The sequence below is a fragment of the Saccharopolyspora rectivirgula DSM 43747 genome, from assembly GCF_000497205.1.
Taxonomy (GTDB): domain Bacteria; phylum Actinomycetota; class Actinomycetes; order Mycobacteriales; family Pseudonocardiaceae; genus Saccharopolyspora; species Saccharopolyspora rectivirgula.
In genome coordinates this window covers 1-23,344 of sequence record NZ_AYJW01000018.1, presented here as the reverse complement: position 1 = coordinate 23,344, position 23,344 = coordinate 1, and the positions used below count along the sequence as shown (strand labels likewise).

Annotated in this window: 18 protein-coding genes and 1 pseudogene; 6 read left to right on the top strand and 13 right to left on the bottom strand. The window is 70.0% G+C overall.

Features of this window, described 5'->3' with window-relative positions; translation table 11 throughout:
* Positions 1-54: 54 nt before the first annotated feature.
* The gene (locus SREC43747_RS0107235; protein WP_029720492.1) at positions 55-1,389 is read right to left on the bottom strand and encodes an aminotransferase-like domain-containing protein; all 1,335 of its coding nucleotides are present in this window, start codon (positions 1,387-1,389) and stop codon (positions 55-57) included.
* Between the two features lie 263 nt (positions 1,390-1,652).
* Between SREC43747_RS0107235 and SREC43747_RS0107230 the strand changes: the two genes are divergently transcribed.
* Positions 1,653-2,273: a GNAT family N-acetyltransferase gene (locus SREC43747_RS0107230; RefSeq protein ID WP_029720490.1), complete on the top strand. Its 621-nt coding sequence runs from the start codon at positions 1,653-1,655 to the stop codon at positions 2,271-2,273.
* Between the two features lie 7 nt (positions 2,274-2,280).
* Here the strand turns inward: SREC43747_RS0107230 and SREC43747_RS0107225 are convergent, their stop codons facing one another.
* The 9 genes from SREC43747_RS0107225 to SREC43747_RS0107185 all read right to left on the bottom strand — a co-directional run bounded on the left by SREC43747_RS0107225 (position 2,281) and on the right by SREC43747_RS0107185 (position 12,955).
* On the bottom strand, positions 2,281-3,429 hold the full coding sequence (locus SREC43747_RS0107225; protein WP_029720489.1) for an N-acetylmuramoyl-L-alanine amidase: 1,149 nt from the start codon (positions 3,427-3,429) through the stop codon (positions 2,281-2,283).
* A 287-nt stretch (positions 3,430-3,716) separates the two neighbouring features.
* Positions 3,717-4,049: a thioredoxin gene (trxA, locus tag SREC43747_RS0107220; protein WP_228689023.1), complete on the bottom strand. Its 333-nt coding sequence runs from the start codon at positions 4,047-4,049 to the stop codon at positions 3,717-3,719.
* A 23-nt stretch (positions 4,050-4,072) separates the two neighbouring features.
* Positions 4,073-5,065 (bottom strand): thioredoxin-disulfide reductase, encoded by a 993-nt coding sequence (trxB, locus tag SREC43747_RS0107215; protein ID WP_029720487.1) that lies wholly within the window; start codon positions 5,063-5,065, stop codon positions 4,073-4,075.
* A gap of 145 nt (positions 5,066-5,210) precedes the next feature.
* Positions 5,211-5,972 carry an RsmA family anti-sigma factor gene (locus SREC43747_RS0107210; protein WP_029720486.1) on the bottom strand — a complete coding sequence of 254 codons (762 nt, stop codon included), beginning with the start codon at positions 5,970-5,972 and terminating at the stop codon, positions 5,211-5,213.
* Positions 5,969-6,577 (bottom strand): RNA polymerase sigma factor SigM, encoded by a 609-nt coding sequence (sigM, locus tag SREC43747_RS0107205; protein WP_029720485.1) that lies wholly within the window; start codon positions 6,575-6,577, stop codon positions 5,969-5,971. The genes SREC43747_RS0107210 and sigM overlap by 4 nt, the downstream gene beginning before the upstream one ends.
* Before the next feature lie 74 nt (positions 6,578-6,651).
* Positions 6,652-8,199, bottom strand: a complete 1,548-nt coding sequence (locus SREC43747_RS0107200) for a protein kinase family protein (protein WP_029720484.1) — start codon at positions 8,197-8,199, stop codon at positions 6,652-6,654.
* Positions 8,200-8,297: 98 nt separating this feature from the next.
* Entirely contained in the window at positions 8,298-10,121 is a 1,824-nt protein-coding gene (gene murJ, locus SREC43747_RS0107195) for a murein biosynthesis integral membrane protein MurJ (RefSeq protein WP_236623070.1), read from the bottom strand.
* A 69-nt stretch (positions 10,122-10,190) separates the two neighbouring features.
* Entirely contained in the window at positions 10,191-12,407 is a 2,217-nt protein-coding gene (locus SREC43747_RS0107190; protein WP_152528344.1) for a DUF6049 family protein, read from the bottom strand.
* Positions 12,404-12,955, bottom strand: coding sequence for an NUDIX hydrolase (locus SREC43747_RS0107185; RefSeq protein ID WP_029720481.1), 552 nt, complete (start codon positions 12,953-12,955; stop codon positions 12,404-12,406). Before SREC43747_RS0107185 ends, SREC43747_RS0107190 begins: the two co-directional genes overlap by 4 nt.
* 101 nt (positions 12,956-13,056) lie before the next feature.
* Between SREC43747_RS0107185 and SREC43747_RS0107180 the strand changes: the two genes are divergently transcribed.
* Both SREC43747_RS0107180 and SREC43747_RS0107175 read left to right on the top strand, forming a co-directional pair.
* Positions 13,057-14,559, top strand: coding sequence for a CCA tRNA nucleotidyltransferase (locus SREC43747_RS0107180; protein ID WP_029720479.1), 1,503 nt, complete (start codon positions 13,057-13,059; stop codon positions 14,557-14,559).
* Positions 14,560-14,739: 180 nt separating this feature from the next.
* Complete coding sequence (locus SREC43747_RS0107175) at positions 14,740-15,315, top strand: YqgE/AlgH family protein (protein WP_029720477.1); 576 nt, start codon at positions 14,740-14,742, stop codon at positions 15,313-15,315.
* A gap of 66 nt (positions 15,316-15,381) precedes the next feature.
* On the opposite strand, the gene SREC43747_RS0107170 is transcribed toward SREC43747_RS0107175, so the two are convergent.
* A complete protein-coding gene (locus tag SREC43747_RS0107170; RefSeq protein WP_029720476.1) occupies positions 15,382-15,798 on the bottom strand; it encodes an SdpI family protein in 417 nt (138 codons plus the stop codon).
* A gap of 67 nt (positions 15,799-15,865) precedes the next feature.
* Between SREC43747_RS0107170 and SREC43747_RS0107165 the strand changes: the two genes are divergently transcribed.
* On the top strand, positions 15,866-16,942 hold the full coding sequence (locus SREC43747_RS0107165) for an esterase-like activity of phytase family protein (RefSeq protein WP_029720475.1): 1,077 nt from the start codon (positions 15,866-15,868) through the stop codon (positions 16,940-16,942).
* A gap of 196 nt (positions 16,943-17,138) precedes the next feature.
* Complete coding sequence (gene leuS / locus SREC43747_RS0107160) at positions 17,139-20,027, top strand: leucine--tRNA ligase (RefSeq protein WP_029720474.1); 2,889 nt, start codon at positions 17,139-17,141, stop codon at positions 20,025-20,027.
* Between the two features lie 54 nt (positions 20,028-20,081).
* Here leuS and SREC43747_RS19650 read toward each other — a convergent pair whose 3' ends face one another.
* Both SREC43747_RS19650 and SREC43747_RS22215 read right to left on the bottom strand, forming a co-directional pair.
* Positions 20,082-21,044, bottom strand: coding sequence for a MerR family transcriptional regulator (locus tag SREC43747_RS19650; protein WP_306413770.1), 963 nt, complete (start codon positions 21,042-21,044; stop codon positions 20,082-20,084).
* Positions 21,045-21,085: 41 nt separating this feature from the next.
* A pseudogene (locus SREC43747_RS22215) lies at positions 21,086-21,142 on the bottom strand (hypothetical protein); the annotation flags it as partial.
* A 157-nt stretch (positions 21,143-21,299) separates the two neighbouring features.
* Here SREC43747_RS22215 and SREC43747_RS0107150 point away from each other — a divergent pair.
* Positions 21,300-23,219 (top strand): acyl-CoA dehydrogenase family protein, encoded by a 1,920-nt coding sequence (locus SREC43747_RS0107150; protein WP_029720473.1) that lies wholly within the window; start codon positions 21,300-21,302, stop codon positions 23,217-23,219.
* Positions 23,220-23,344 lie beyond the last annotated feature (125 nt).

Here is a 23,344-nt window from a genome sequence, read left to right as displayed (position 1 = left end):
ACTGTGCACATAACCATGCACAGTGGACCCTGTTCTGGTCGAGCTCTGTGGAGCTTATGCGGTGTCCGGAGACGGAGCCTGCGGACCCGAGGTCGTGCGTTGGCCAGCGGTGCCGAAGGTCTTGATCAGCTCCATCTCCTCGGTCATCGTGTTGGCCAATCGCCGCACCCCCTCCCGGATGCGCTCCGGAGTGGGATAGCAGAACGACAACCGCATCTGCTTGCTGCCGTGCCCGTTGGTGTAGAAACCGGTCCCGGACACGTAAGCTACCCGGCGGGTCACCGCGCGCGGCAGCATCGCCTTGGTGTCAATGCCTTCCGGAACGGTGAGCCAGACGAAGAAACCGCCGTCGGGGCGCGTCCACGAACACCCCTCCGGCATGTGCTGCTCGAGCGAGCTGAGCATCGCGTCCCGGCGTTCCCGGTACTGCTCGCGGTAGATCTTGATCTGCCCGCGCCAATCGTGGGTGCTCAGGTAGCGCGATACGACCATCTGGTTCAAGGTCGGCGGGCAGAGCGTGGCGGACTCGGCCGTCAGCACCAGCTTCTCCCGCACCGCGTGCGGGGCCAGCACCCAGCCCACCCGCAGGCCCGGGGCGAAGGTCTTCGAGAACGAGCCGAGGTACACCACGTTGTCGGCGTCCAGGCTGCGCAGCGCCGGGTACTGCGTGCCGTCGAAGCCGAGCAGGCCGTAGGGGTTGTCCTCCACCACCAGGATCCCGTGCTCCCGGCAGATCTCCAGGATCTCGCTGCGCCGCGGGATGGCCAGCGTGATCCCGCCGGGGTTGTGGAAGTTCGGGATGGTGTACAGGAGCTTGATCCGCTTGCCCTGCGCGGTGACCGCGGCGATGGCCTCCCGCAGCGCCTGCGGTTGCAGACCCTCCTCGTCCATCGGCACGTGCACCACTTCGGCCTGGTAGGCGTTGAACGAGCCGAGCGCGCCGACGTACGAGGGGCCTTCGGCGAGGATCACGTCACCGGGGTCGCAGAAGATCCTGGTGACCATGTCCAGGGCCATTTGGGACCCGGAGGTCACCATCACGTCGTCCGGGTGCGCGGAAATCCCTTCCAGCGCCATGACTTCGCAGATCTGTTCCCGCAGTTCCGGGATCCCTTGCGCGGAGCCGTACTGCAGGGCGGTCTGGCCGTCGACGGTGATCAGCCGGGAGACCTCGGCGGCCAGGGACTCCAGCGGCAAGGCCGCGATGTTGGGCATGCCGCCGGCCAGGGACACCACTTCCGGGCGGCTGGCCACCGAGAAGAGCGCTCGGATCTCGGAAGCGGTCATTCCGGCTGTCCGCTGTGCGTAGTGCGCCCGGTAGCTGTCCAAGTTGCGGGCCTCGGTCTGCGGTTCGGCCGGGGTGGGCTGTTTGCTTCCGTGATCCGACATGCTGCGCTCCAGGGTCCGGCGGTGCGCTCGATCAGTCCCGTGCGGTGACCGTTTGATCGAGCGATTCTATAGACGGTATCGCTCGAGTACCCCGCGCATGTAACGCGCGCCTCTCCTCGGGATCCATCCGGTAACTCATCTCACCCGATCGATGTGCGCTGGGTGACCTCCAGCGGTTTCTGTCCGGGCCGAGCGGGCCTATCCTGGCAGCGTCTCCGCGGTACGAGGGCGAAGCGGGGCTTTCACGGTTTCCAGGAGGTCAGGTGTCGCGACGTGTTGTCGGCATCACGCTGGACAACCTCGAGCACCTGCCCCCGAAGTGCCGCCGGTGCGTCTATTGGGAGCTGGCGCCGCACGTCCGGGAGCAGGCCGAGGAGTTCGGCGAGACCGCACTGGAAAAAGAAGCCTGGGTGTCCAGTGTGCTGCTGGAGTGGGGGTCCTGCGGCCGGATCATCTACGTGGACGGTGTTCCGGCGGGATATGCCATGTACGCGCCGCCCGCCGCGGTGCCCAGGGCCGCTGCTTTCCCGACCGCACCGGTGAGTTCGGATGCGGTGCTGCTGACCGCGCTCCGGGTCATGCCGGAGTTCGAGAACGGTGGTCTGGGGCGGGTGCTGGTGCAGAACGCGGCCCGGGACCTCACCCGTCGCGGGGTGAAGGCCATCGAGGCGTTCGCCGATCTGCGGGGCGAGGAGACCAGTTGCGTGATCCCCGCCGGTTTCCTGCAGCGGGTGGGCTTCAAAACGGTCCGGCACCACCCGAAGTGGCCGCGGTTGCGGCTGGAGCTGCGCACCGCGCTCTCCTGGAAGGAGGACGTGGAGGCGGCGCTGGAGCGCCTGCTCAGTTCGGTGACGATCAAGGCCATCGAGCCGGCCATCGGCTGAGGGCCGCTCAGGCCCCCTCGGCGCGGGCCACCTCGTGCCGCAGCAGGTCGTCGAACGTGAAGGTGCCGGTGGGCTGGTCGTCCTTGCCCAGCAGGTAGAGCCGCTTGATGGCGATGAGCATGCCCTCGGCCACCACGTCCCGGAACGCGGGGTCCAACAGCCGGGCCCGGTCCTCGGGGTTGGTCAGGTAGCCGATCTCCACGCGCACCGCCGGCATCCTGGTCAGGCGCAGCACCTCCCAGGTCTTGGGGTGCACCCGGCAGTCGAGCATGCCGGTGCGGGCGACGATCTCCCGCTGCAGCAGCCCGGCCAGCGCTTCCCCGACGTTCGAGGTGGTGCCGTTGCCGGTGCCGAAGTGGAAGCTGGCCACCCCTTGCGCGAGCGGCGAGGGGTTGGCGTCGATGTGCAGCGACAGGAACATGTCGGCGCCGGCCTCGTTGGCGAAGGCGGCCCGCTCGGCGTCCGGCGGGCAGGCGTTCGGGCCCCGGGTGATCAGGGTTTCCATCCCGGTGGCCACCATCCGGCCTTCCAACCGGCGGGCGAGGTCCCAGGTGAGGTCCGCCTCGCAGACGTCGCCCACGGTGGCTCCGCGGTCGCTGCCGCCGTGGCCGGGGTCGATGACGATGCGCTTGCCGCGCAGCCGGGGACCCGCCTTGCGGACCTTCTCCTGCTCCCGCAGGAACACCGGTCGGCCGCCGCGCACCTTGGGGGTGAGCTGCTTGAGGGCGCGCAGGGTGGCCGGTCCGCAGATGCCGTCGGGGTTGAGCCCGTAGTCCCGCTGGAAGCTGCGCAGGGCCTGCTCGGTCTGGCGGCCGAAGATGCCGTCCGGTCGTCCGGCGTCGTAGCCCAGCTCCAGCAGCCGTTCCTGCAGGGCGAAGACGTCGTCCCCGCTGAGCGGCTTGGACACCATGTAGGCCAACGGGCGGTCCCCCAGGCGCCACCGCGCATCCGTCAGCGCCCGGTAGGTGGCCGGTCCGACGATGCCGTCGGTGATCAACCCGCGCTGCTGCTGGAAGGCCCGGACCGCCTGTTCCACCGCTTCGTCGAAGACTGCGGGCCCGGTGCGTCCGTTGACCGGAAGCAAGCCCAGGGCAGACAGCGTGTTCTTGATCTCGGCAACGGCCGGACCAACGTCACCGCGGTGGAGCAGCTGCATGCACTCCTCGCTCGATTCAGGCGCCGGTCAGGGGCCGGCGCGAAGATGGTCGGGTATTCCCGGTTTCTCTTTTCGTGGCCAAGTGGCGACAGGCCGCACCTACCTGGTCATTGTGCCTTGTACGCCCGTTCCCGGCTCTTCGGGATGCGGCACGACACATGCCACCGGCGGCGACGGGGCCAGCGGAAGGCCTGGTCTGGTGGCTGAAAACACTGGTCCCGCCGCACTCGTCATATCGACCAGACGGCGGGACCGCGTTATTCGGTTGCTTCAGATGGAGTTCGACTTCACAGGTAGTCCGACAAATCAGACACCAGGGCGGCCTTCGGCTTGGCGCCGACGATCTGCTTCGCCGGCTTGCCCTTGTCGAACAGCACCATCGTCGGAACCGACATCACCTGGTAGTCCCGAGCGAGCTCGGGGTTCTGGTCGATGTCCAGCTTGGCGACGGTGATCTTGTCCTGGTGCTCGGCGGCGATCTCCTCGAGCACCGGTGCGACCATCTTGCACGGACCGCACCAGGTCGCCCAGAAGTCGACCAGCACCGGCTTGTCGCTGTCCAGGACGACGCTCTTGAAGTTCTCCGAGTCCACTGTCACGGTGTTGCCGGCCATACTCAATCTCCCTCGGTTACGGGTTCGGGTCACTGACCGGTGGGGCCGTAGCCGCCACCAACCAGATCAGCGGATTTCTCCGCGGCCTGGGTCGCTTCCTGCTCGGCCAGCCAGCGTTCCGCGTCGATGGCAGCCGAGCAGCCGGAACCGGCCGCGGTGATCGCCTGCCGGTAGGTGCGGTCAACCAGGTCCCCCGCTGCGAACACACCCGGAATGCTGGTGCTGGTGGTGGGGTGCTTGACCTGCACGTAGCCCTCGTCGTCGACGTCGAGCTGGTCGCGGACCAGCTCGCTCCGCGGGTCGTGGCCGATGGCGACGAACAACCCGGTGACGTCCAGCTTGGATTCCTCACCGGTCACGGTGTCCCGCAGCTTCAGCCCGCTCACCGTGCTCTCGCCCTCGACCTCGGTGACCACGGTGTTGGTGCGCCACTTGATCTTGGGGTTGGACCGGGCCCGCTCCAACATGATCTTGGAGGCGCGGAACTCGTCGCGGCGGTGGATGATCGTCACCGACTTGGCGAAACGGGTCAGGAAGGTGGCTTCTTCCATCGCGGAATCGCCGCCACCGACCACCGCGATGTCGTGATCGCGGAAGAAGAACCCGTCACAGGTGGCGCAAGACGAAACGCCGTGGCCGAGCAGCCGCTCCTCCCCCGGAACCCCGAGGTAGCGGGCCTTGGCCCCCATGGCGAGGATGACCGCCTTCGCCCGGTACTCCTGGCCGTTGGCCACCACGGTCTTCACGTCCCCGGACAGGTCGAGGCGCTCCACGTCCTCGGTGCGCAGCTCAGCACCGAACCGTTCGGCCTGGGCCCGCATCTGCTCCATCAGCTCGGGCCCCATGATGCCGTCCCGGAAGCCCGGGTAGTTCTCCACCTCGGTGGTGTTCATCAGCTCACCACCGAACTGCGTGCCCTCGAAGACCAGTGGCTCCAGCTCGGCCCGGGCGGTGTACACCGCAGCGGTGTAACCGGCCGGCCCGGAACCGACGATGATCACGTTGCGGACGTCGCCAGTCACCGCGCCCCTTCCCGTCGTCGCATCTCCGCCGCGCTTGCTGCGCGAACGCCATTCGGCTCAACGCGATCCTAGGCGGGTCTGTTCCCGTGCCCCCGCGTGCGTGGGTGGCGGCACACCGGGCGTCACGCGGAGGCGGGGCCCGGCCTCAGCCGCCGAAGGTGGCGTCGGAGAGGGTCGCCGGATTGCCGGGGCCGCACTCCGGGCCGACCGCCAGCAACCGGAACTGGCCGATCTCGCCACCGGGCAGCACCAGCAGCAGGGCGCGTTGGCCGTCGAGCGTGATCTCCCGGGCCCCGATGGGCTTGCTCGCGCTCACCCCGTTCGCCTGCAGGCAGGCCAGCAGGTCTTCCGGGTGGTCCAGGACCTCGTACTCCTCGGAGCGGACCACCTGGGCGAACTGCTCGGGGGTGAGGCTGGCCACGGAGCCGGTCAGCGCCAAGGGCTGCGGCGCGCTGGTCGAGCCCGCTGGTGGGGACGCCTGCTGGTCCGCGCTGCGGGTCGGGAGCACCGCGGAGAACACCACGGCCAGCACCGCGGCCACCCCGGCCGCCACCGCACCCGCCCACCGCAGGATCCGGCGGCGCCGCCGGCGAGCCGCCGCCAGGTCCACCACGTCGGCCGCCCCGCCGCCGGACCCCGCCGAGCGCGCAGCGGCCTCCTGCGCCAGGGCGGCCTCGATCCGGGCCGTGACGTCGTCGGGAGCGGACACCGCGGGCAGCGCGGCCAGCTCAGCTCGAGTGGCGTCCAGCGCGGCCAGCACGTCCTGGGCGGCGGCGTCGGCTTCGATCTCGGCGCGCAGCGCGTCAGCGGTCTGCTGGTCCAGCACCCCGGCGTGGTAGTCGGCCAGCAGATCGAGGGACCACGGTGGGCCCTGCGGCGTGTCCCCGCGCCCTGTTCCGCCGCTCATCGTCCCTCCCGTCGCCACGTTTCCTTCTCGTTGCTTGGGACGTTCGCATCTGCACTCGGGTTCCGCAGGTGTCTCAGAAGTTTCGCCAGCTTCAGCCGACCGCGTGCGCATCTGCTCTTCACCGTTCCCGGGGCCACCCCGAGCATCTGCGCGGCCTCGGCCACCGAGTAGCCCTGCACGTCGATCAGCACGATGGCCGTTCGCTGGTCGGCGGGCAGCCGCGCGAGCGCGTCCTGCACCGCCAGCCGGGTCTCCCGCTCGTCGATCGCGTCCCGGGTGACCGCCGGTTCCCCCGGGCCGCTGTCCGGCAGCGGAACGGTCGGGCGGGCTTGCTGCCGCCGCACGCGGTCCAGGCACGCGTTGACCACGATGCGGTGCAGCCAGGTCGTCACCTGCGATTCGGCCCGGAAGCTGGCGGCCCCGCGGAAAGCCGAGATCATGGCGTCCTGCAGTGCGTCCGCTGCTTCCTCGCGATCCCGCAGCGTGCGCAGCGCCACCGCCCACAAGCGGTCCTTGTGCCGGCGGAACAGCTCGGCGAACGCGTGCGGATCTCCGTTGTTGTGCGCCGCGAGGAGGTCGACGTCCGAACTGACGGGGGCAGACACAGACTGCACTTTACTGATCACGGTGCGGGCTGGTGATCGCACCGGTCGAGCTGCCCCGCGGGGCCGGACCCGGGCTAGGAGGTCGCGGCGCCGACCACCTCGATCTCGTTGATCTGCGCGGAGTAGCCGCCCCCTTCGGGGACCAGCTGGGTGATCACCACCAGGATGCGGTCCACCGGTTCACCGGTCTGCAACGGGATCGTGGTCTCCCCGGACTGCAGCGTCGCCGTGCCCAGCACGGTGCCGCTGTCCAAGCTGGGGGTGCCGTCCACCGTGCGGATCTCGACCGTGGCGCCGGCGCTCGGCGAGTTGATCACGACTTCCTGCAGCGGCACCGCCTTGTCGAAGGTCAGCACCGCACCGGTGCCGTCGCTGATCCCACCCGGGCCGAGCTGCTGCTTGTACCGGGAGCTGGACCAGTCGGTGGAGGGGTCCCCGTCGTAGAGGTAGCGCAGGCTGTTCGGGTTGTCCGGGCTTCCGTTGGTGTTGAACGGCGAAGCCGAGGTGATCGCCACGTCCACCGGGGGGCCGGTCGGCTGGCTGGGCTGACCGCTGGCGGTGTCGTCGACCACCACCCCGTCTTCGGGGATCTGGCGGGAAGCGGTGAACATGCCGATCAGGTTGGCGCCCAACCACCCGACCACGAGCAGCGTCGCCATGACCAGCACGCCGACGCTGATCATCAGCTTCTTGCGGGTGACCTTGTCGGGTTTCGGGTCTTCCCGGCGCCACACCGCGTTGTTGTCCGCGCCGGGCGCGGAGTTGTTCTCGTGCGACGCGTGCTGCTCCAGCACGCGCAGCACGGCGGCCCCGGTGCGAACTCCGCCCAGGGCACCGGTGAAGTCCGGGTGCCCGAGCGCGCGCACCGCGACCGTGGACAGCTCCATGGGAACCGTGGGGCGCAGCGTGCGCGGCGGGACCACCGAGCCGTCCTGGCCGATCGGGGCCGGGGTGGCGCCTTCCGGCCCGCCCTCCAGCGCCCAGCGACCGGTGAGCAACAGGTACAGCACCGCTCCCAGTCCTCGCACGTCGTCCGAGGAGGTGGCGCTGGCGATCGGACCGGGGAAGGCCATCCGGATCTCGCCGTCCGGGGTGACCCGGATGCGCTGCGGGTGGTCCGCGCCGAGGATCAGCCCGGCGTGGTGCGCGGCCTCGACCGCGGCGGCCAGCGGCTGCAGCAGCCGGGCGGCCGTTCCCGGCGGCAAGGGGCCTTCGGCGACCAGGTCGAGCAGGTCGGTGCCGTGGGTCCACTCGGCGATCACGATGCCCAGCACCCCGGCCGGATCGCCGGAGGACTGGGTGACCACGTCGAGCACCCTGGCGACGCCGACGTGGTTGAAGGTGCTCGCGTGCATCGCGCGTTCCAGGGTGCGGCGCGCGTTCGCGGCGGCTTCGGCGTCGGCGCGGTCGCCGACCAGGATCGTCAGGGCGACGTCGCGGCCCAGCACCCCGTCCCTGGCCCGCCACAGCTGCGCGTTGCAGCGGGCGTCCCAACCGACCTGGGCCAGCAACCGGTAGCGGCCTTGGTCCAGCACCGCACCCGGGGTCAGGCCGTCCACATGGGCCCCGCTGCTACCGCTTCTATCCTGATCCGGCACGATTTCCGTGGATTTGCTGGTCACCTTCCCTCTCCCGCTCCTTCCGGCTCACCGGAGGGTGCCGTGCTCCCCTCTTCCCCCACGGAAGGAGACTTCCATGTCGAGGGTACGTGACTTCCGGGTCAGCGACGACGCAGCAAACCGGTGAGCCGCCCGATCGCGGGCTGCAGTTCGGGAACGCGCAGCAGGTGCATCAGGCCGAAGACGGCGACCAGGCCGGCCGATCCGCCGAAGACCAGTTGCAGCCAAGCCGTTCCGGCGCCCAGCGGTCCGGCGATGAGCTGGTCGACGAGCAGGGCCACCAGCCAGGAGACCACCCCGGCGCCGATCGTCGCGACCAGCGTTTTGCCGAGCGTGGCAAGGAAACGCCGGCTGCCGAGCGGACCGATGCGGTGCCGCAGCCAGGCCTCCCCCACCAGCCAGCCGATCACGAAGCTGAAGGAGTTGACGAACGTGATGCCGTAGACCACGGCCTCGGCCGGCAGCAGCAACGCCACCGCGATCGCCAGCAGCACCTTGGCCGCGGTCATGACGACCATGATCAGCGTCGGCGTGCGGGCGTCCTTGAGCGCGTTGAAGGTCCGCATCTGCATCATGGTCAGCGCGTACGGCAGCACGCCGAACGACGAGATGGCCAGCGCCAGGCCGAGGGTCACCGCGTCGTCGGCCGAACCCCGCAGCGCGAAGAGCGCCACCGCGAGCGGAACGCCCAACGCCGTCATGATCCCGCTGATCGGCAGCAGGGTCACTGTGGACAGTCGGTTGCCCAGGGAGAGGTCTTCGGTCAGCTTCTTGTAGTCGCCGTCGGCGGCCGCCGCGCTCATCCGCGGCAGGATCGCCGTCATGATCGAAAAACCGATCACCCCGTACGGCAACTGCAGCAGCATCCACACGTAGTTGTAGGTCGCCCACGCACCGGCGTCGGCACCGGTGGCCACCCGGCTCAGCGCCACCAGACCGACCTGGCTGACCGCGACGTAGCCGAGCATCCACAGCGCCAGGCCGCCGAACTCGGACAGCCTCCGGTCCCAACCCCAGCGCCACTTGAACCGGAACCCGGCGCGGCGCAGCGCGGGGAGCTGCACCAGCGCCTGGCTCACCACGCCCAGCGTGGTGCCGATGCCCAGGGTCAGCACGTGCGAGTCGGTCATCCGCACCGGGTCGAGCGTCAGCTCCCCGGGCAGCAGCACGTAGATGCCGATGGTGACGATGACGACGAGGTTGTTGAGCACCGGGGCCCAGGCCGGCGGGGAGAAGACCTGCTTGGACTGCAGGATCGCCCCCACCAGCGCGCTGATGCCGTAGAAGAAGATCTGCGGCAGCAGCAGGTAGGCGAACGCGTTCACCAGCGCCGGGTTCGACGCGTCGGACTCGGTGACGAAGATCCACGTCAGCACCGGCGTGCAGACCAGCGCCAGCACCGTGCCCACGCCGAGCACGACGCAGGCCAAGGTGATCAGCTGCTGCATGAACGCCTGGCCGCCGTCGCCGTCGGACTTCTGGGCGCGGACCAGCACCGGCACCACGACGCTGGTCAGCACACCGCCGAGCAGCAGCTCGAAGATGCTGTTCGGCAGGGTGTTGGCGACGGTGAACGAGTCGTTGACGATGCCGAACCCCACCGCTCCGGCCAGCATCAGCTTCCACAGGAAGCCGGTGACGCGGCTGGTGAGGGTGGCAATCGCCATGGACCCGCTGGCGCGCAGCAGGGACGGCTTGCCCGGGGAGACCGGGCGGATCACCTGGGTCTGCTCGGTCGCCTGCTCGACGGCCTGGTCCATGCCCGCTTCCGGCACCACGGCCGGGATCGGCTCGGTCGGAGCCGCGTGCCAGCCGCGGGGCCCGGAGTTCGGGGGGCGGTGGATGGGCACGGTCGGTTCTTCAGGACGGGGCTGGGGTCGTTGCCCCGGATTGCTGGAGCCCGAGGTGTCCCTGTTCTGGTTCACTGACTTTCCTTCGCGTGCCGTCCTGCGAGGCGCCGTCCTCGTCGTCCGATGAGTGACTGGCCCAGCATCTCAACCGGACTTCCGATCGCTTTCAGCGGTGGGCGCCGAGGTGGCCTCCGCCGCTTCGACGGGTTCGGCCGGGGGCGCGTCCGCGCTGGCGCTGTTCCGCTTCCTGCGGGCGCGGTAGATCCGCGCCGCCGACAGCACGACGAGCAACCCGCCGGCCACCCCGGTGAGCACCGGGATGAGTTGGCCGTAGGCGCTCGACTGGACCTGCAGCCGGCGCATGGTGCCGAACTGGGTGCCCGCTTCGGTGCGTGCGGTGACGTCGATGTTGAACTTCCCGGCCCGGTGCACCGTGGTCGTCAACCAGAACTGGCGCTTGCTGTTCGGCGGAATGCTCAGCAGGTCACCGCCGAACTCGTCGATCTCGACCCCGGGCACCCGGGAGACGTCGAGCACCAGGCGCACCGTGATCGGCAGGTCGTTGACCACGGTCAGCGGGATCGGGCTGTTGTTGGCGGTGAGCGTGATCTGCCCGCTGAACTCCTCCACCCGCACCCGGTTGAGCACGCCTTCCACGGCCGTGGTGCCGATGCGGATCCAGCGGCGGGCGCCGTCCGGGGCGCCTCGCCACGCGCTGGAGGCCGCGTGCAGCAGCCCGTTGCGCATCGGGGTGGTGACCCGGCCGGGATCGACGTTGGTCGCCCGGTCGCGCCGGGACGACCGGTAGAGGTCGCCCACCTTGAAGTTCTGCGCCGCCAGCTCCTTGAGCACGGGTTTGACCACTTCGCTGGCCTCGGCGGAAGCCGGGTAGGTCAGCTCCACCTCGGCGGGGCCTGCCTGGTCGGCCGCGGGCAGCGAGGTGGGGGCGAGGTAGCCGGCGTCGACCAGCTGCCGGACGCCGTCGAACAGCGCGCGGAGCTCCTCCCCGCTGACGTTCCACCGCCGCGGCGGGGCGAGCACCGAGGGGGAGTCGGGCAGTTGCCCGAGGCCGGCCCGGAACGCCAGGGCGCCGAGCACGTTCTGCGTCGCGGCGCTGCCGCTGTTCGGCGGGGACAGCTCGGCGACCTCCCCCGCGGTGGCGTGCAGCGGGTCGGCGGCGGCGGTCAGCAGCGGGTCGAGCGGCACCGCGGTCAGGTCCTGCCCGCGCACCCGGGCGGGCTGCAGGGACCCCGCGGGGTGGCTGGTGCTCGCGGGATCGACCAGCACGGTGTCGATGTTCTCCGGCAGGCTGGCGGCGGTGTCGTCGTCCAGGGCGCCTTCCGCGGGCCAGAGGGCGGGGCGCGGTTCGACGCCCAGGATGTCCCGCACCAGGGCGGTCCCGTCCATGGCGCCTTGCACCAGGTCGGGCAGGCCGGCGTGCTGGAGGGCGACCACGTCGGCGTCGGCGTAGGGCAGGGAGATGACGCAGCGGCCCTTGGTGGCGTCCCGGAGCTTGTTCAGCCACAGCTCGGCCGCGTCGGAGCCGATGCCTTCCACCGTGGAGCCGTCCGGTTGGCGCACCAGGTAGCCGTCCCGCATGGCCCGGACGGTGATGAGCAGGTCCGGGTCGATGGCGAAGCAGATCGCGTTGCCCATCGGCGACCCCGAGCCGACGTTGTCGGCCACCCCTTGCACCAGTTCGTAGAGCCGGCCGCCGGGGGCGATGGAGGCGGACAGCTCGTCGTCGGTGAGCACCGCGCGGGAACCGGGCAGGGCCTCCAGCTCCAGGTGCGGGTAGTCGGCGATGGGCACCAGCATGCTGAACGGCGTCGGCTTGGACGGCTTGGCCGGGGCGCCGCCCGGGGGAGCCAGCACCGGGAGCAGGAACTGCTCCTCGGCGATCCGGGCCCGGGAGCCGCCCTCCGGTGCGCCGTTGACGTTGACCAGCAGCGGGTATATCCCTGGTTCGGTGATTTGGAGGGAATTGGGCCCGGCGAGCGGAATGCGCAGTTCGACCGGTAGCTGCTGCCCGGGGGCGAGCCGGTCGGCGATCGGGCGGAAGTACGGGGTGGTGACGATCGGGGTGTTCCCCCGCATCGCGCGCTGGGTGTCCGGTTCGGTGGTGACGGGGTTGCCGCGTTGCACCCGGCCTTCGAGGCCGGTGATGGTCTGCCCGGTGGTGTTGGTCAACACCCCGGTGATGACGACTTCCGGTGGGGAATTGCCCTGCACGACGCCGGGCGTGACGTTCGTTACGTCGAGTTCGATCCGCGTGCCGTCCTGGGCTCGCGCTGGCGGGGCTGGTAGGGCGACCAGCGTGGCCAGCAGCGCCGCCGCCAGCACGGCGAGTAGTGCTCTCACCCCGGCTCCGTTCCGTTGCTGCGGATCGTCCGGATCCAGAACTGCTCGGCCCGCCCGGGCCGGTTGCGCTGCTGCAAAGTGCGTTGGACCAGTCGCCGCTCGTCGGCGTAAGCGAGTATCCGGCCCAGTTCACCTAGCGGCACCCAAGCCACCTCGGTGACCTCCACGTCCTCGTCTGAAAGCTCTCCGCTCACCGCTTCCATCAGGAAGTGGTGCACTGTCTTGTGGATGCGTCGGTTGCCTGCGACGAACCAGTAGTCGATCGTCCCCATCGGCGCCACGACCTGGCCGGTTATCCCGGTTTCCTCGGCGACTTCGCGCACCGCGGTCTGTTCCGGAGTTTCCCCGGCCTCGATGTGGCCCTTCGGCAGGGACCACAGCAGGCGTCCTTTGCGGTCCAACCTCCCGATGATGGCAGCGAGGCCGGTGGTGCTGTCGACCACCAGCCCTCCGGCGGAGGTTTCGTTGACAGTCCGCAGCCTGCGCCGCCGGCGTCGGTTCCGACGCCCCGGCTGAGCACCGCCGGAGCGGCCGGGCGACGGGGGCATGTCGCCGATGGTAATGCGATCAACCCCAATTCCAGCGCCGTACGCTGTACGAGATCAACTCGAGGCGGGCACGGCAACCGAGCCGACGGTCGATACCCTCAATGTTCGTGTCCCCTTCGCAGCGCAACTCCGCAGTGACGCCAGACACCCGCACCCGGGAGCGCCAGGCGCAGCAGAACGCCGTAGTGGAGTTGGTGCGGGTAGCCCCCGTCGCCGAGGAGCTCGCGGAGCGGTTCGCCAAGGCCGGGTTCCGGCTGTACCTGGTGGGCGGCAGTGTCCGGGACGCCCTGCTCGGCCGCCTGGGGCACGACCTGGACTTCACCACCGACGCCCGCCCGGAGCAGGTGCGCCGGCTGCTGGGCGGCTGGGCGGAGACGATTTGGGACACCGGCATCCAGTTCGGCACCCTCGGCGCCTACAAGCGCGGCACCACGGTGGAGATCACCACCTTCCGGGCCGAGCAGTACGACCGGGTCAGCCGCAATCCCGAGGTCGATTTCGGCTCCACCATCGAAGGTGACCTGGTCCGCCGGGACTTCACGGTCAACGCGATGGCCATCGAGCTGCCGGGGCGCAACTTCATCGACCTGCACGGCGGCATGGCCGACCTGGTGGACCGGCGGCTGGACACCCCGGGCGCGCCGGAGGACTCGTTCGCCGACGACCCGCTGCGGATGCTGCGGGCCTGCCGGTTCGTCTCCCAGCTCGGCTTCACCGCGGCGGACCGGGTGGTCGACGCCATGCGGGAGATGGCCGCGGAGATCAACCGGATCACCCCCGAGCGGGTGCAGACCGAGCTGTCCAAGCTGATCTGCGGCAAGCACCCGCGGCGCGGCATCGAGCTGCTGGTGGACACCGGCCTGGCCGACCACATCCTGCCGGAACTGCCGGCGATGAAGCTGGAGATCGACGAGCACCACCAGCACAAGGACGTCTACCGGCACTCGCTGAAGGTGCTGGAGCAGGCGATCGACCTGGAGCAGGCGGACTCCCCGGACGGCGAACCGGACCTGGTGCTGAGGTTGGCCGCGCTGCTGCACGACATCGGCAAGCCGGCGACCCGGCGCTTCGAGCCCGGTGGCGGGGTGAGCTTCCACCACCACGAGGTGGTGGGGGCGAAGATGGCCCGCAAGCGGCTGCGCGCCCTGCGCTACCCGAAGGACGTCGTGCAGGACGTGTCCGGCCTGGTGTACCTGCACCTGCGGTTCCACGGCTACAGCGAGGGCCAGTGGACCGACTCGGCGGTGCGCCGCTACGTCAACGACGCCGGCCACCTGCTGCAGCGGCTGCACAAGCTGGTGCGGGCCGACTGCACCACGCGCAACAAGCGCAAGGCCAACGCGCTGCAGCGGGCTTACGACGACCTGGAGCGGCGGATCGCCCGGATCGCCGAGGAGGAGGACCTCGCCCGGGTGCGCCCGGACCTCGACGGCAACGAGATCATGCGGCTGCTGGGCATTCCGCCCGGTCCGCTGGTCGGCAAGGCGTGGCGGCACCTGAAGGAGGTGCGGCTGGACCGCGGCCCGCTGGAGCACGAGGAGGCCGTCGCGGAGCTGTTCCGCTGGGCGCGGGAGCAGGGGCTCGAGGTGCCGGACCAGCAGTGATCCCGTTCTCTCTGGTCAGCCGCCGTTGATGAACGGGCGTTAATAATAGTGAGCAGCATTGCTGGGTGGGATCGGCGAGTGGTGCTGTCCGGTGTTGCCAGTGGCGGATGATTTCTCCGCTTCCGGCCGGAATCATTCGCCAGGAACACTATTCAGTCGGCTGACCAGTGAGATCATGCGATGGTGGGATCGGACGCCGAAGTAGAGCCGGGGACGCTGCTGGTGGCAGCCCCGCAGCTGATGGATCCGAATTTCCGGCGGACCGTGGTGTACGTCATCCACCACCGACCGGAGGGCACGCTGGGCGTGGTGCTGAACCGGCCCAGTGAGATCTCGGTCGGGGACGTGCTCCCGAAGTGGGGCATGCACATCACCGAGCCGGGCTCGCTGTTCGTGGGCGGACCGGTGGAGCAGCGCACCGCGATCTGCCTGGTGACGCTGCGCGCGGGCGTGCCGGCGGCCGAACTGGCCGGAGTGGTGCCGGTGTGCGGCCCGGTCGGCCTGGTGGACCTCGACGGCGACCCGGACAGCCTCCTGCCGCAGGCCCGCGGCATCCGGGTGTTCGCCGGTTACGCCGGTTGGGGCGCTGGTCAGCTGGCCGGGGAGATCGAGCGGGGCGACTGGGTCGTGGTGCCGGCGCTGCCGGACGACGTGATCGCCGGTCCGGGGGACGACCTGTGGGGTCGGGTGTTGCGCCGGCAGGGACCTCCGCTGGCCTTCCTGGCCACGCACCCGGGAGACGTCAAGCTCAACTGAGCGAGTCGCGGCGAGATCGAGTTGTCCACAGCTCCTGTGGACAACTGCTGTGGACAACCGGGTGGGTCACTGCTGCTGCATGGAACCGCAGCACGCGCAGGAGCAGCCACCGCAGCCGCCTGCCGCGGGAGCGGGCGCCGGCATGGCTTCCGCGGCCCGGGTGCCCATCACCCCGCCCACGGTCATCAGCACGAACGCGCCGACGAACCCGAGCGCGGCCACCATCGCCACGCTGAAGCCGGAAGCCAGCATCGGCATCGACGCACCGGCGAGCACCGCGACCGCCCCACCGGCCAGGATCGCCGGCGCAGCGACGCGGTTGGCCAGTTCGAAGGCTTCTTCGCTGCGCATCGCGGCCGGGGTGCGAACCCCGACGTAGCGGTTGCGGGGCAGCTGGCCGCGGAATCCGCGCCAGCCGAGCAGCAGCAGGGCCGCCCCGGGGACGACCAGCAGCGCGCAAAGGATCAGCTGTACAGCGAGCACGACCACCAGCCTAAGACTCCATCCGGCCGCTACCCGGCCGACACCCGCCTGAGGTGTGCTGAGGCACATGAGGAAGAGATCGTTCTGCACCGGCCTGCTGGCCCTGCTGCTGACCACGGCCAGCACCCCGGTGGCCGCGGCCACCCCCGAGGTGGAACTCGTCGGGCAGACCGCCCTGCCGCACGGCATGCCGTTCGAGGGCACCACCGTCGGCGGGCTGTCCGGCATCGACTTCGACCCGCGCACCGGCCAGTGGGTGCTGATCAGCGACGACCGGTCCGAGCTGCAGCCCGCCCGGTTCTACACCGCCCGGCTGGAGCTGGGCCGGGAGGTGGAGGTGGAGCTCACCGGCACCGCGCCCCTGCGCCGCCCGGACGGGAGCACCTACCCGGCCCGTTCGCTCGACCCGGAGGACATCCGGTGGGACCCCAAGACCGGCGCCCTGTGGTGGACCAGCGAAGGGGACCGGGAGGGGCAGCTGATCGACCCGTCCGTGCGGATCGCCGCGCCGGACGGCGGCCACGTCGGCGAGCTGCCGCTGCCGCCGAACCTGCACGTCACCCCGAGCACCGGTCCGAAGGCCAACGAGGCGCTGGAAGCCCTGACCTTCACCGCCGGCGGTGCTCTCGTGGTCACCGCGATGGAGGGGCCGTTGCTGGAGGACGGCGAGTCCCCCACCACCGAGCACGGCGCCCTGACCCGGATCACGGTGCAGGACCGCGCCGGCGAGGTGCGGGCCCAGTACGCGTATCCGCTCGACCCGGTGTTCGCCACCTCCCCGACCGGCGGGTTCAGCAACAACGGGATCTCCGCGATCCTCGCCAGCGGGCAGGACCCGTTCCGCTACCTGGTGGTGGAGCGCTCCTTCGTCACCGGAGTGGGCAATTCCATCCGGATCTACGAAGCCGACGTCCGCGGCGCCACCGACGTCCGCGACGTCTCCGGCCTGCACCAGGCGCCGGTGCAGCCGGTCCGCAAGCGGCTGCTCGCGGACCTGGGGGAGCTGGGGCTCGACACCGTGGACAACATCGAGGGCATCACCTGGGGGCCGCGGCTGCCGGACGGTAGGCGCAGCTTAGTGCTGGTCAGCGACGACAACTTCGCGCCCGACCAGGTCACCCAGATCGTGGTGCTGGCGGTCTGAGGACGCGGTGCCGGCCGGTCGCGCGATCGGCCGGTCGCACCCTCCCCCCCGGCGCTCCCGGGGCCGGAGCCGCTTCCCGGGGGCGCCGGGCGTCCGGCGACCCTTCGTGTCCGCCATCAGCGGCGGGGAGGCACACTGAGGAGGTACGCGTTCGCGAACAGGCCGCGTTCTGAGGAGCAGGGAAGGACGCAAAACGATGAGTGGCCAGGCAGAGGGCTCGACCACCGGCAGTGCCGAAGAAGTGCCGAAGTACCGCTACAACGCGGGACTCGCGGCCGAGATCGAGCAACGTTGGCAGCGCCGTTGGGAGGAACTCGGCTCCTTCCACGCGCCCAACCCTGCTGGCTCGCTCAAGGGGGACTGCCCGGACGACAAGCTGTTCGTGCAGGACATGTTCCCCTACCCGTCCGGCGCCGGCCTGCACGTCGGGCACCCGCTGGGCTACATCGGCACCGACGTCTACGCCCGCTACCACCGGATGCTGGGCCGCAACGTGCTGCACACCATGGGCTTCGACGCGTTCGGCCTGCCCGCCGAGCAGTACGCGATGCAGACCGGCACGCATCCGCGCACCACGACCGAGGAGAACATCGAGCGGTTCCTCAAGCAGATCCGCCGCCTGGGGCTGGGGCACGACGAGCGCCGTCGCATCGCCACCACGGACATCCCGTTCTACCGCTGGACCCAGTGGATCTTCCTGAAGATCTTCAACGCCTGGTACGACCCGGAGGCCAACGGCGGCAAGGGCAAGGCCCGGCCGATCGAGGAGCTGGTCGAGCAGTTCGAGTCCGGTGAGCGGGAGACGCCGGACGGCCGCCCGTGGGCTGAGCTGTCCACCAGCGAGCAGCGCAAGGTGCTCAACGAGTACCGCCTGGCGTACCTGTCCGAGGCCCCGGTGAACTGGGCGCCCGGCCTGGGCACCGTGGTGGCCAACGAGGAGGTCACCGCCGAGGGGCTGACCGAGCGCGGCAACTTCCCGGTGTTCCGCCGCAACCTCAAGCAGTGGATGATGCGGATCACCGCCTACGCCGACCGGTTGGTGGACGACCTGGACCGGCTGGACTGGCCGGAGAAGGTCAAGTCGATGCAGCGCAACTGGATCGGCCGGTCCTACGGCGCGAACGTGCTGTTCTCGGTGGCCGGCTCCGACCAGCGCATCGAGGTGTTCACCACCCGTCCGGACACCCTGTTCGGCGCCACGTTCATGGTGCTGGCCCCCGAGCACCCGCTGGTCGACGAGCTGACCGCGGACGCGTGGCCGGAAGGGGTGGACGAGCGCTGGACCAACGGCGCTGCCACGCCGGCCGAGGCGGTGGCCCAGTACCGCCGGCAGGCTTCGATGAAGTCCGAACTGGACCGCCAGGAGAACCGGGAGAAGACCGGTGTGTTCACCGGTTCGTGGGCGGTCAACCCGGTCACCGGGAAGCAGATCCCGGTGTTCCTGGCCGACTACGTGCTGATGGGCTACGGCACCGGCGCGATCATGGCGGTGCCGTCCGAGGACCAGCGCGACTTCGACTTCTCGCAGGTGTTCGGGCTGCCGGTGGTCCGCACGGTGCAGCCGCCGGAGGACTTCGAAGGCGGTGCCTACACCGGTGACGGCCCGCGGATCAACTCGGCGAACCCCGAGCTGGGCCTGGACCTCAACGGGCTGGGCCTGGAGGAGGCCAAGCGGACCATGATCCGCTGGCTGGAGGAGAACGGCCACGGCAAGGGCACCGTGCAGTACAAGCTGCGGGACTGGCTGTTCGCCCGCCAGCGGTACTGGGGCGAGCCGTTCCCGATCGTCTACGACGAGGACGGCAACCCGATCGCCCTGCCGGAGGACCAGCTGCCGGTGGTGCTGCCGGAGGTCGCGGACTACTCGCCGCGCACCTTCGACCCGTGGGACGCCGACAGCGAGCCCCAGCCGCCGCTGGCCAAGGCCGAGGACTGGCTGAAGGTCGAGCTGGACCTGGGCGACGGGCCCAAGGTCTACACCCGGGACACCAACGTGATGCCGCAGTGGGCCGGTTCCTGCTGGTACCAGCTGCGCTACATCGACCCGGACAACGACGAGCGGTTCGTCGACCCGGACAACGAGCAGTACTGGATGGGCAAGCGGCCCGCGGAGCACGGTGCTGACGACCCGGGCGGGGTGGACCTGTACGTCGGCGGTGTGGAGCACGCGGTGCTGCACCTGCTGTACTCCCGGTTCTGGCACAAGGTGCTCTACGACCTGGGCTACCTGTCCTCGGAGGAGCCGTACCGGCGGCTGTACAACCAGGGCTACATCCAGGCCTACGCCTACACCGACTCCCGCGGGGTCTACGTCCCCGCCGAGGAGGTGGAGGAGCGCGACGGCAAGTTCTACTACCAGGGCCAGGAAGTCCGGCAGGAATACGGCAAGATGGGCAAGAGCCTGAAGAACGTCGTGTCCCCGGACGAGATGGCCGACACCTACGGCGTGGACACGCTGCGGCTCTACGAGATGTCGATGGGGCCGCTGGACACCTCCCGGCCGTGGGTCACCAAGGACGTCGTCGGTTCGCACCGCTTCCTGCAGCGGTTGTGGCGCAACGTCGTCGACGAGGAGACCGGTGAGGTCCGGGTCAGCGACGAGCAGCCGGACGAGGAGATGCTGCGGGCCCTGCACAAGACGATCGCCGGGGTCCGGGAGGACTACTCGGAGCTGCGGTTCAACACCGCGGTGGCCAAGCTGATCGAGCTGAACAACCGGATCACCAAGAACTACTCGTCGGCGCCGGCCACGCCGCGGGCGCTGGTCGAGCCGCTGGTGCTGATGGTCGCGCCGCTGGTGCCGCACCTGGCCGAGGAGCTGTGGTCGCGGCTGGGCCACGAGGAGAGCCTGGTGCACGGCCCGTTCCCGGAGGCCGACGAGAAGTACCTGGTGGAGGACACCCAGGAGTACCCGATCCAGGTCAACGGCAAGGTCCGGTCCCGGATGGTGGTTCCGGCGTCGGCCGACAGGGCGGAGCTGGAGAAGGCCGCGCTGGCCGACGAGAAGATCGCCGCTCTGCTGGAGGGCAAGGAGCCGCGCAAGGTGATCGTGGTGCCCGGTCGCCTGGTGAACGTGGTCGTCTGACGAGTTCGACGGGGGAAGCCGCCCTGCGACGGCGCGGGGCGGCTTCGTCGTTTCTCAGGCGGCGTCGATGACCACGCAGGAGAGGTTGTCGGGGGCCCCGGCCTTGTGGACCCGCTGGACGAGTTCGTCCACCGCTTCCTGCGGGGTGGCCGCGGTTTCGAGGACTTCGCGCAGCTCCTGCTCGTCGAGCACGCTGTGCAGCCCGTCCGTGGACAGCAGGTACCGGTCTCCCGCGAGGGCTTCGCGGAGGTGCACGTCCGGGTCCGAGCTGCTGTTGCGGTGCAGCGCGCGCAGCAGTTCGGCGCGTTGCGGGTGGGTCGCGGCTTCTTCCGGGGTGAGCCGGCCTTCGTCCACGAGGGACTGGACGAAGGTGTGGTCGTGGGTGATCTGGGTGAGTTCGCTGCCGCGCAGCAGGTAGGCGCGCGAGTCGCCGACGTGGGCCAGGGCGAACCCGGAGCCGGACCACAGCATGGCCGTCAGGGTGGTGCTCACGTCGTTGTGCGCGGTGGCGGAGTAGTCGAGCACCGCGTTCCGCGCGTCGGTGGCCGCGTCGCTGAGCTCGCGCAGCAGGTCGCCGTTCGGGGTGGCGCTGTCGAGCGGTTGGATGGCTTCGATCGCGGCGGCGCTGGCGGATCCTTCTGCACCTTCGGTGCCGAAGCCGTCGGCGACCGCGAACAGCCGCGTGCCCGCGAACACCGAGTCGTCGTTGCTCTTCCGGACCAGTCCGCGTTCGGTGCGGGCGGCGCAGCGCAGTTGCCATTCCGGTGTGCCGGTCATGGTGAAATCCTTTCTGGACAGTTCGTTGGCGAGTGCGGTGACGAGTTCCTTGCGGGCTGCGGTTTCGGCTTCGACCTGCCGCCAGTAGGAGGTGATCTCCGCGGCGGCGGCCAGTGGTGGCAGGTCGATGACCACTCGGATCCGGGCCAGCGGCATGCCGAGTGCGCGCAGTCGCGCGACCAGTTGTGCTGCTTCCAGCTGTTCGCGGACGTAGGTCCGGTATCCCGTGCGCGGGTCCACGTGGGCTGGGGCAGCAACCCGAGTTCGCCGTAGAGCCGGAGGGCTTTGGGTGTGAGGCCGGAGGCTCGTGCGAACTCCCCTATGCTCAGTCCGTCCATGGCTACCTCCTCGTTCCGGGCGTTCCGCCCGGATGGCACGACCGTGCCGCTTTCCCCAAGGTGAAGGTCAACCGTTCTCCGGGAGGTAGCTCACATGGCGACGTTACTCACCGGTAACTACGCTGGGAGTAACCAATTCGACCAAGTGGAGGCCGTGATGGGATTCGACGCAGGTGAGCTAGCCGCCGTGCTGGACGGGCGCTGGGCCCGCGCTCGCGGCCAGGTTCGGAAGGTCCTGGCCGAGCTGGACCTGTCGCCGGCCGACCACTTGGACACCGACGCCCACCGGGACCGGGTGCTGGAGCAGCTGCGGCAGCTGGCCGGGACCGGGGTGGCCGAGCTCGGCTTCCCCGCCGAGTGCGGCGGGAAGGACGACATCGGGGCGGCCGTGGTGTCCCTGGAAATGCTGCCGGGCAACCTCTCGCTGATGGTCAAGGCCGGCGTGCAGTGGGGGCTGTTCGGCGGTGCGATCACCGCCCTGGGCACCGAGCGGCACCACCAGCGGTACCTGCGGGACATCATGACCCTGGAGCTGCCCGGCTGCTTCGCGATGACCGAAACCGGGCACGGCTCGGACGTGCAGCGGCTGCGGACCACCGCCACCTACGACCCGCAGAGCGAAGAGTTCGTCATCCACACGCCGATCGAAGCGGCGGTGAAGGACTACATCGGCAACGCCGCGCGGCACGGCCGGATGGCGGTGGTCTTCGCCCAGCTGATCAGCAAGGGCGAGAACCACGGCGTCCACGCGTTCGTCGTGCCGATCCGGGACGAGGGCGGAAATCCGCTCCCCGGCGTGGAGATCAGCGACTGCGGCCGGAAGGCCGGGCTGAACGGTGTCGACAACGGGCGGATCAAGTTCGACCGGGTGCGCGTCCCGCGGGAAGCGCTGCTGAACCGCTACGGTGACGTGGACCCGGACGGCACCTACCGCAGCCCGATCGCCAACCGCAACCGCCGGTTCTTCACCATGCTCGGCACGCTGGTCCGCGGCCGCATCGCGGTTTCCGGTGCCGCCGGCGGTGCCGCGAAGCTCGCCCTGCAGATCGCGCTGCGCTACGCCGACGCCCGCCGCCAGTTCGAGCACCCGGACGGCGAGCACGAAGTCCGGCTGCTGGACTACCTCGCCCACCAGCGGAAGCTGCTGCCGGCGCTGGCCAAGACCTACGCGCTGCACTTCGCCCAGGAACAGCTGGTCTCCGCGCTGCACGACCGGACCGGGGAGGAGACCGAGCAGCGGGAGCTGGAATCCCTCGCGGCCGGGTTGAAGGCGATGACCACCTGGCACGCCACCAGCACCATCCAGACCTGCCGCGAGGCCTGCGGCGGCGCCGGGTACCTCGCGGAGAACCAGCTGGCCCAGCTGAAGGCGGACACCGACGTGTTCACCACCTTCGAAGGGGACAACACGGTCCTGGTGCAGCTGGTCGCCAAGGGGCTGCTGACCAACTACCGGGACGAGTTCGACGACCTGGGGCCGCTGGGCGTGGTGAAGTTCCTCGCCGACCAGGTGGTGGAGACGGTGTTCGAGCGCACCCCGGCCCGGGCGCTGGTGCAGCGGATCATCGACCGCTCGCCCAAGGCGGACGACATCTTCGACCGGTCCTGGCAGCTGCGGCTGTTCGACGACCGGGAGCGGCACGTCCTGGACGGGCTGGTCCGGCGACTGCGCCGGAAGGGCGGCGATCCGTTCGAGACGTTCAACAACGCGCAGGACCACGTGCTGCGGGCCGGGTGGGTGCACGTCGAACGCGTGGTGCTGGGGGCGTTCGCGACCGCGATCGAGCAGTGCTCGAACCCCGAGGTCGCCGCGGTGCTGAACCGGCTCTGCGACCTGTACGCGCTGTCCGCGATCCACGCCGACCGGGGCTGGTTCCTGGAGCACGAGCGGATCACCCCGCGGCGGTCGAAGGCGATCCAGCAAGCGGTCAACCAGCTGTGCCAGCAGCTGGCCCCGGACGCGGTGGCGCTGGTGGACGCCTTCGGGATCCCCGAGCAGTGGCTGACCGCGCCGATCGCCACCGGGGCGGAGCAGCGCCGGCAGGAGGAGCAGCGCGGGTACTCCGCGGCCCGCTAGCGGCGGGGTTCAGTGGACGGCGCGGAGCCCGACCACCCCGCCGATGATCATGGCCAGGAACAGGACCTTCAGCGCCGACACCGCTTCCTCGCCGGTGAGCATCGAGTACAGCACGGTCAGCACCG

Bases quoted from the DNA above. Each gene is read 5' to 3' on its own strand.
- SREC43747_RS0107235 (WP_029720492.1), bottom strand. From the start codon at position 1,389: ATGTCGGATCACGGAAGCAAACAGCCCACCCCGGCCGAACCGCAGACC.
- SREC43747_RS0107225 (WP_029720489.1), bottom strand. From the start codon at position 3,429: ATGCAGCTGCTCCACCGCGGTGACGTTGGTCCGGCCGTTGCCGAGATC.
- SREC43747_RS0107210 (WP_029720486.1), bottom strand. From the start codon at position 5,972: ATGAGCGGCGGAACAGGGCGCGGGGACACGCCGCAGGGCCCACCGTGG.
- SREC43747_RS0107185 (WP_029720481.1), bottom strand. From the start codon at position 12,955: ATGCCCCCGTCGCCCGGCCGCTCCGGCGGTGCTCAGCCGGGGCGTCGG.
- SREC43747_RS0107180 (WP_029720479.1), top strand. From the start codon at position 13,057: ATGTTCGTGTCCCCTTCGCAGCGCAACTCCGCAGTGACGCCAGACACC.
- SREC43747_RS0107175 (WP_029720477.1), top strand. From the start codon at position 14,740: ATGGTGGGATCGGACGCCGAAGTAGAGCCGGGGACGCTGCTGGTGGCA.
- SREC43747_RS0107165 (WP_029720475.1), top strand. From the start codon at position 15,866: ATGAGGAAGAGATCGTTCTGCACCGGCCTGCTGGCCCTGCTGCTGACC.
- leuS (WP_029720474.1), top strand. From the start codon at position 17,139: ATGAGTGGCCAGGCAGAGGGCTCGACCACCGGCAGTGCCGAAGAAGTG.
- SREC43747_RS0107150 (WP_029720473.1), top strand. From the start codon at position 21,300: ATGGGATTCGACGCAGGTGAGCTAGCCGCCGTGCTGGACGGGCGCTGG.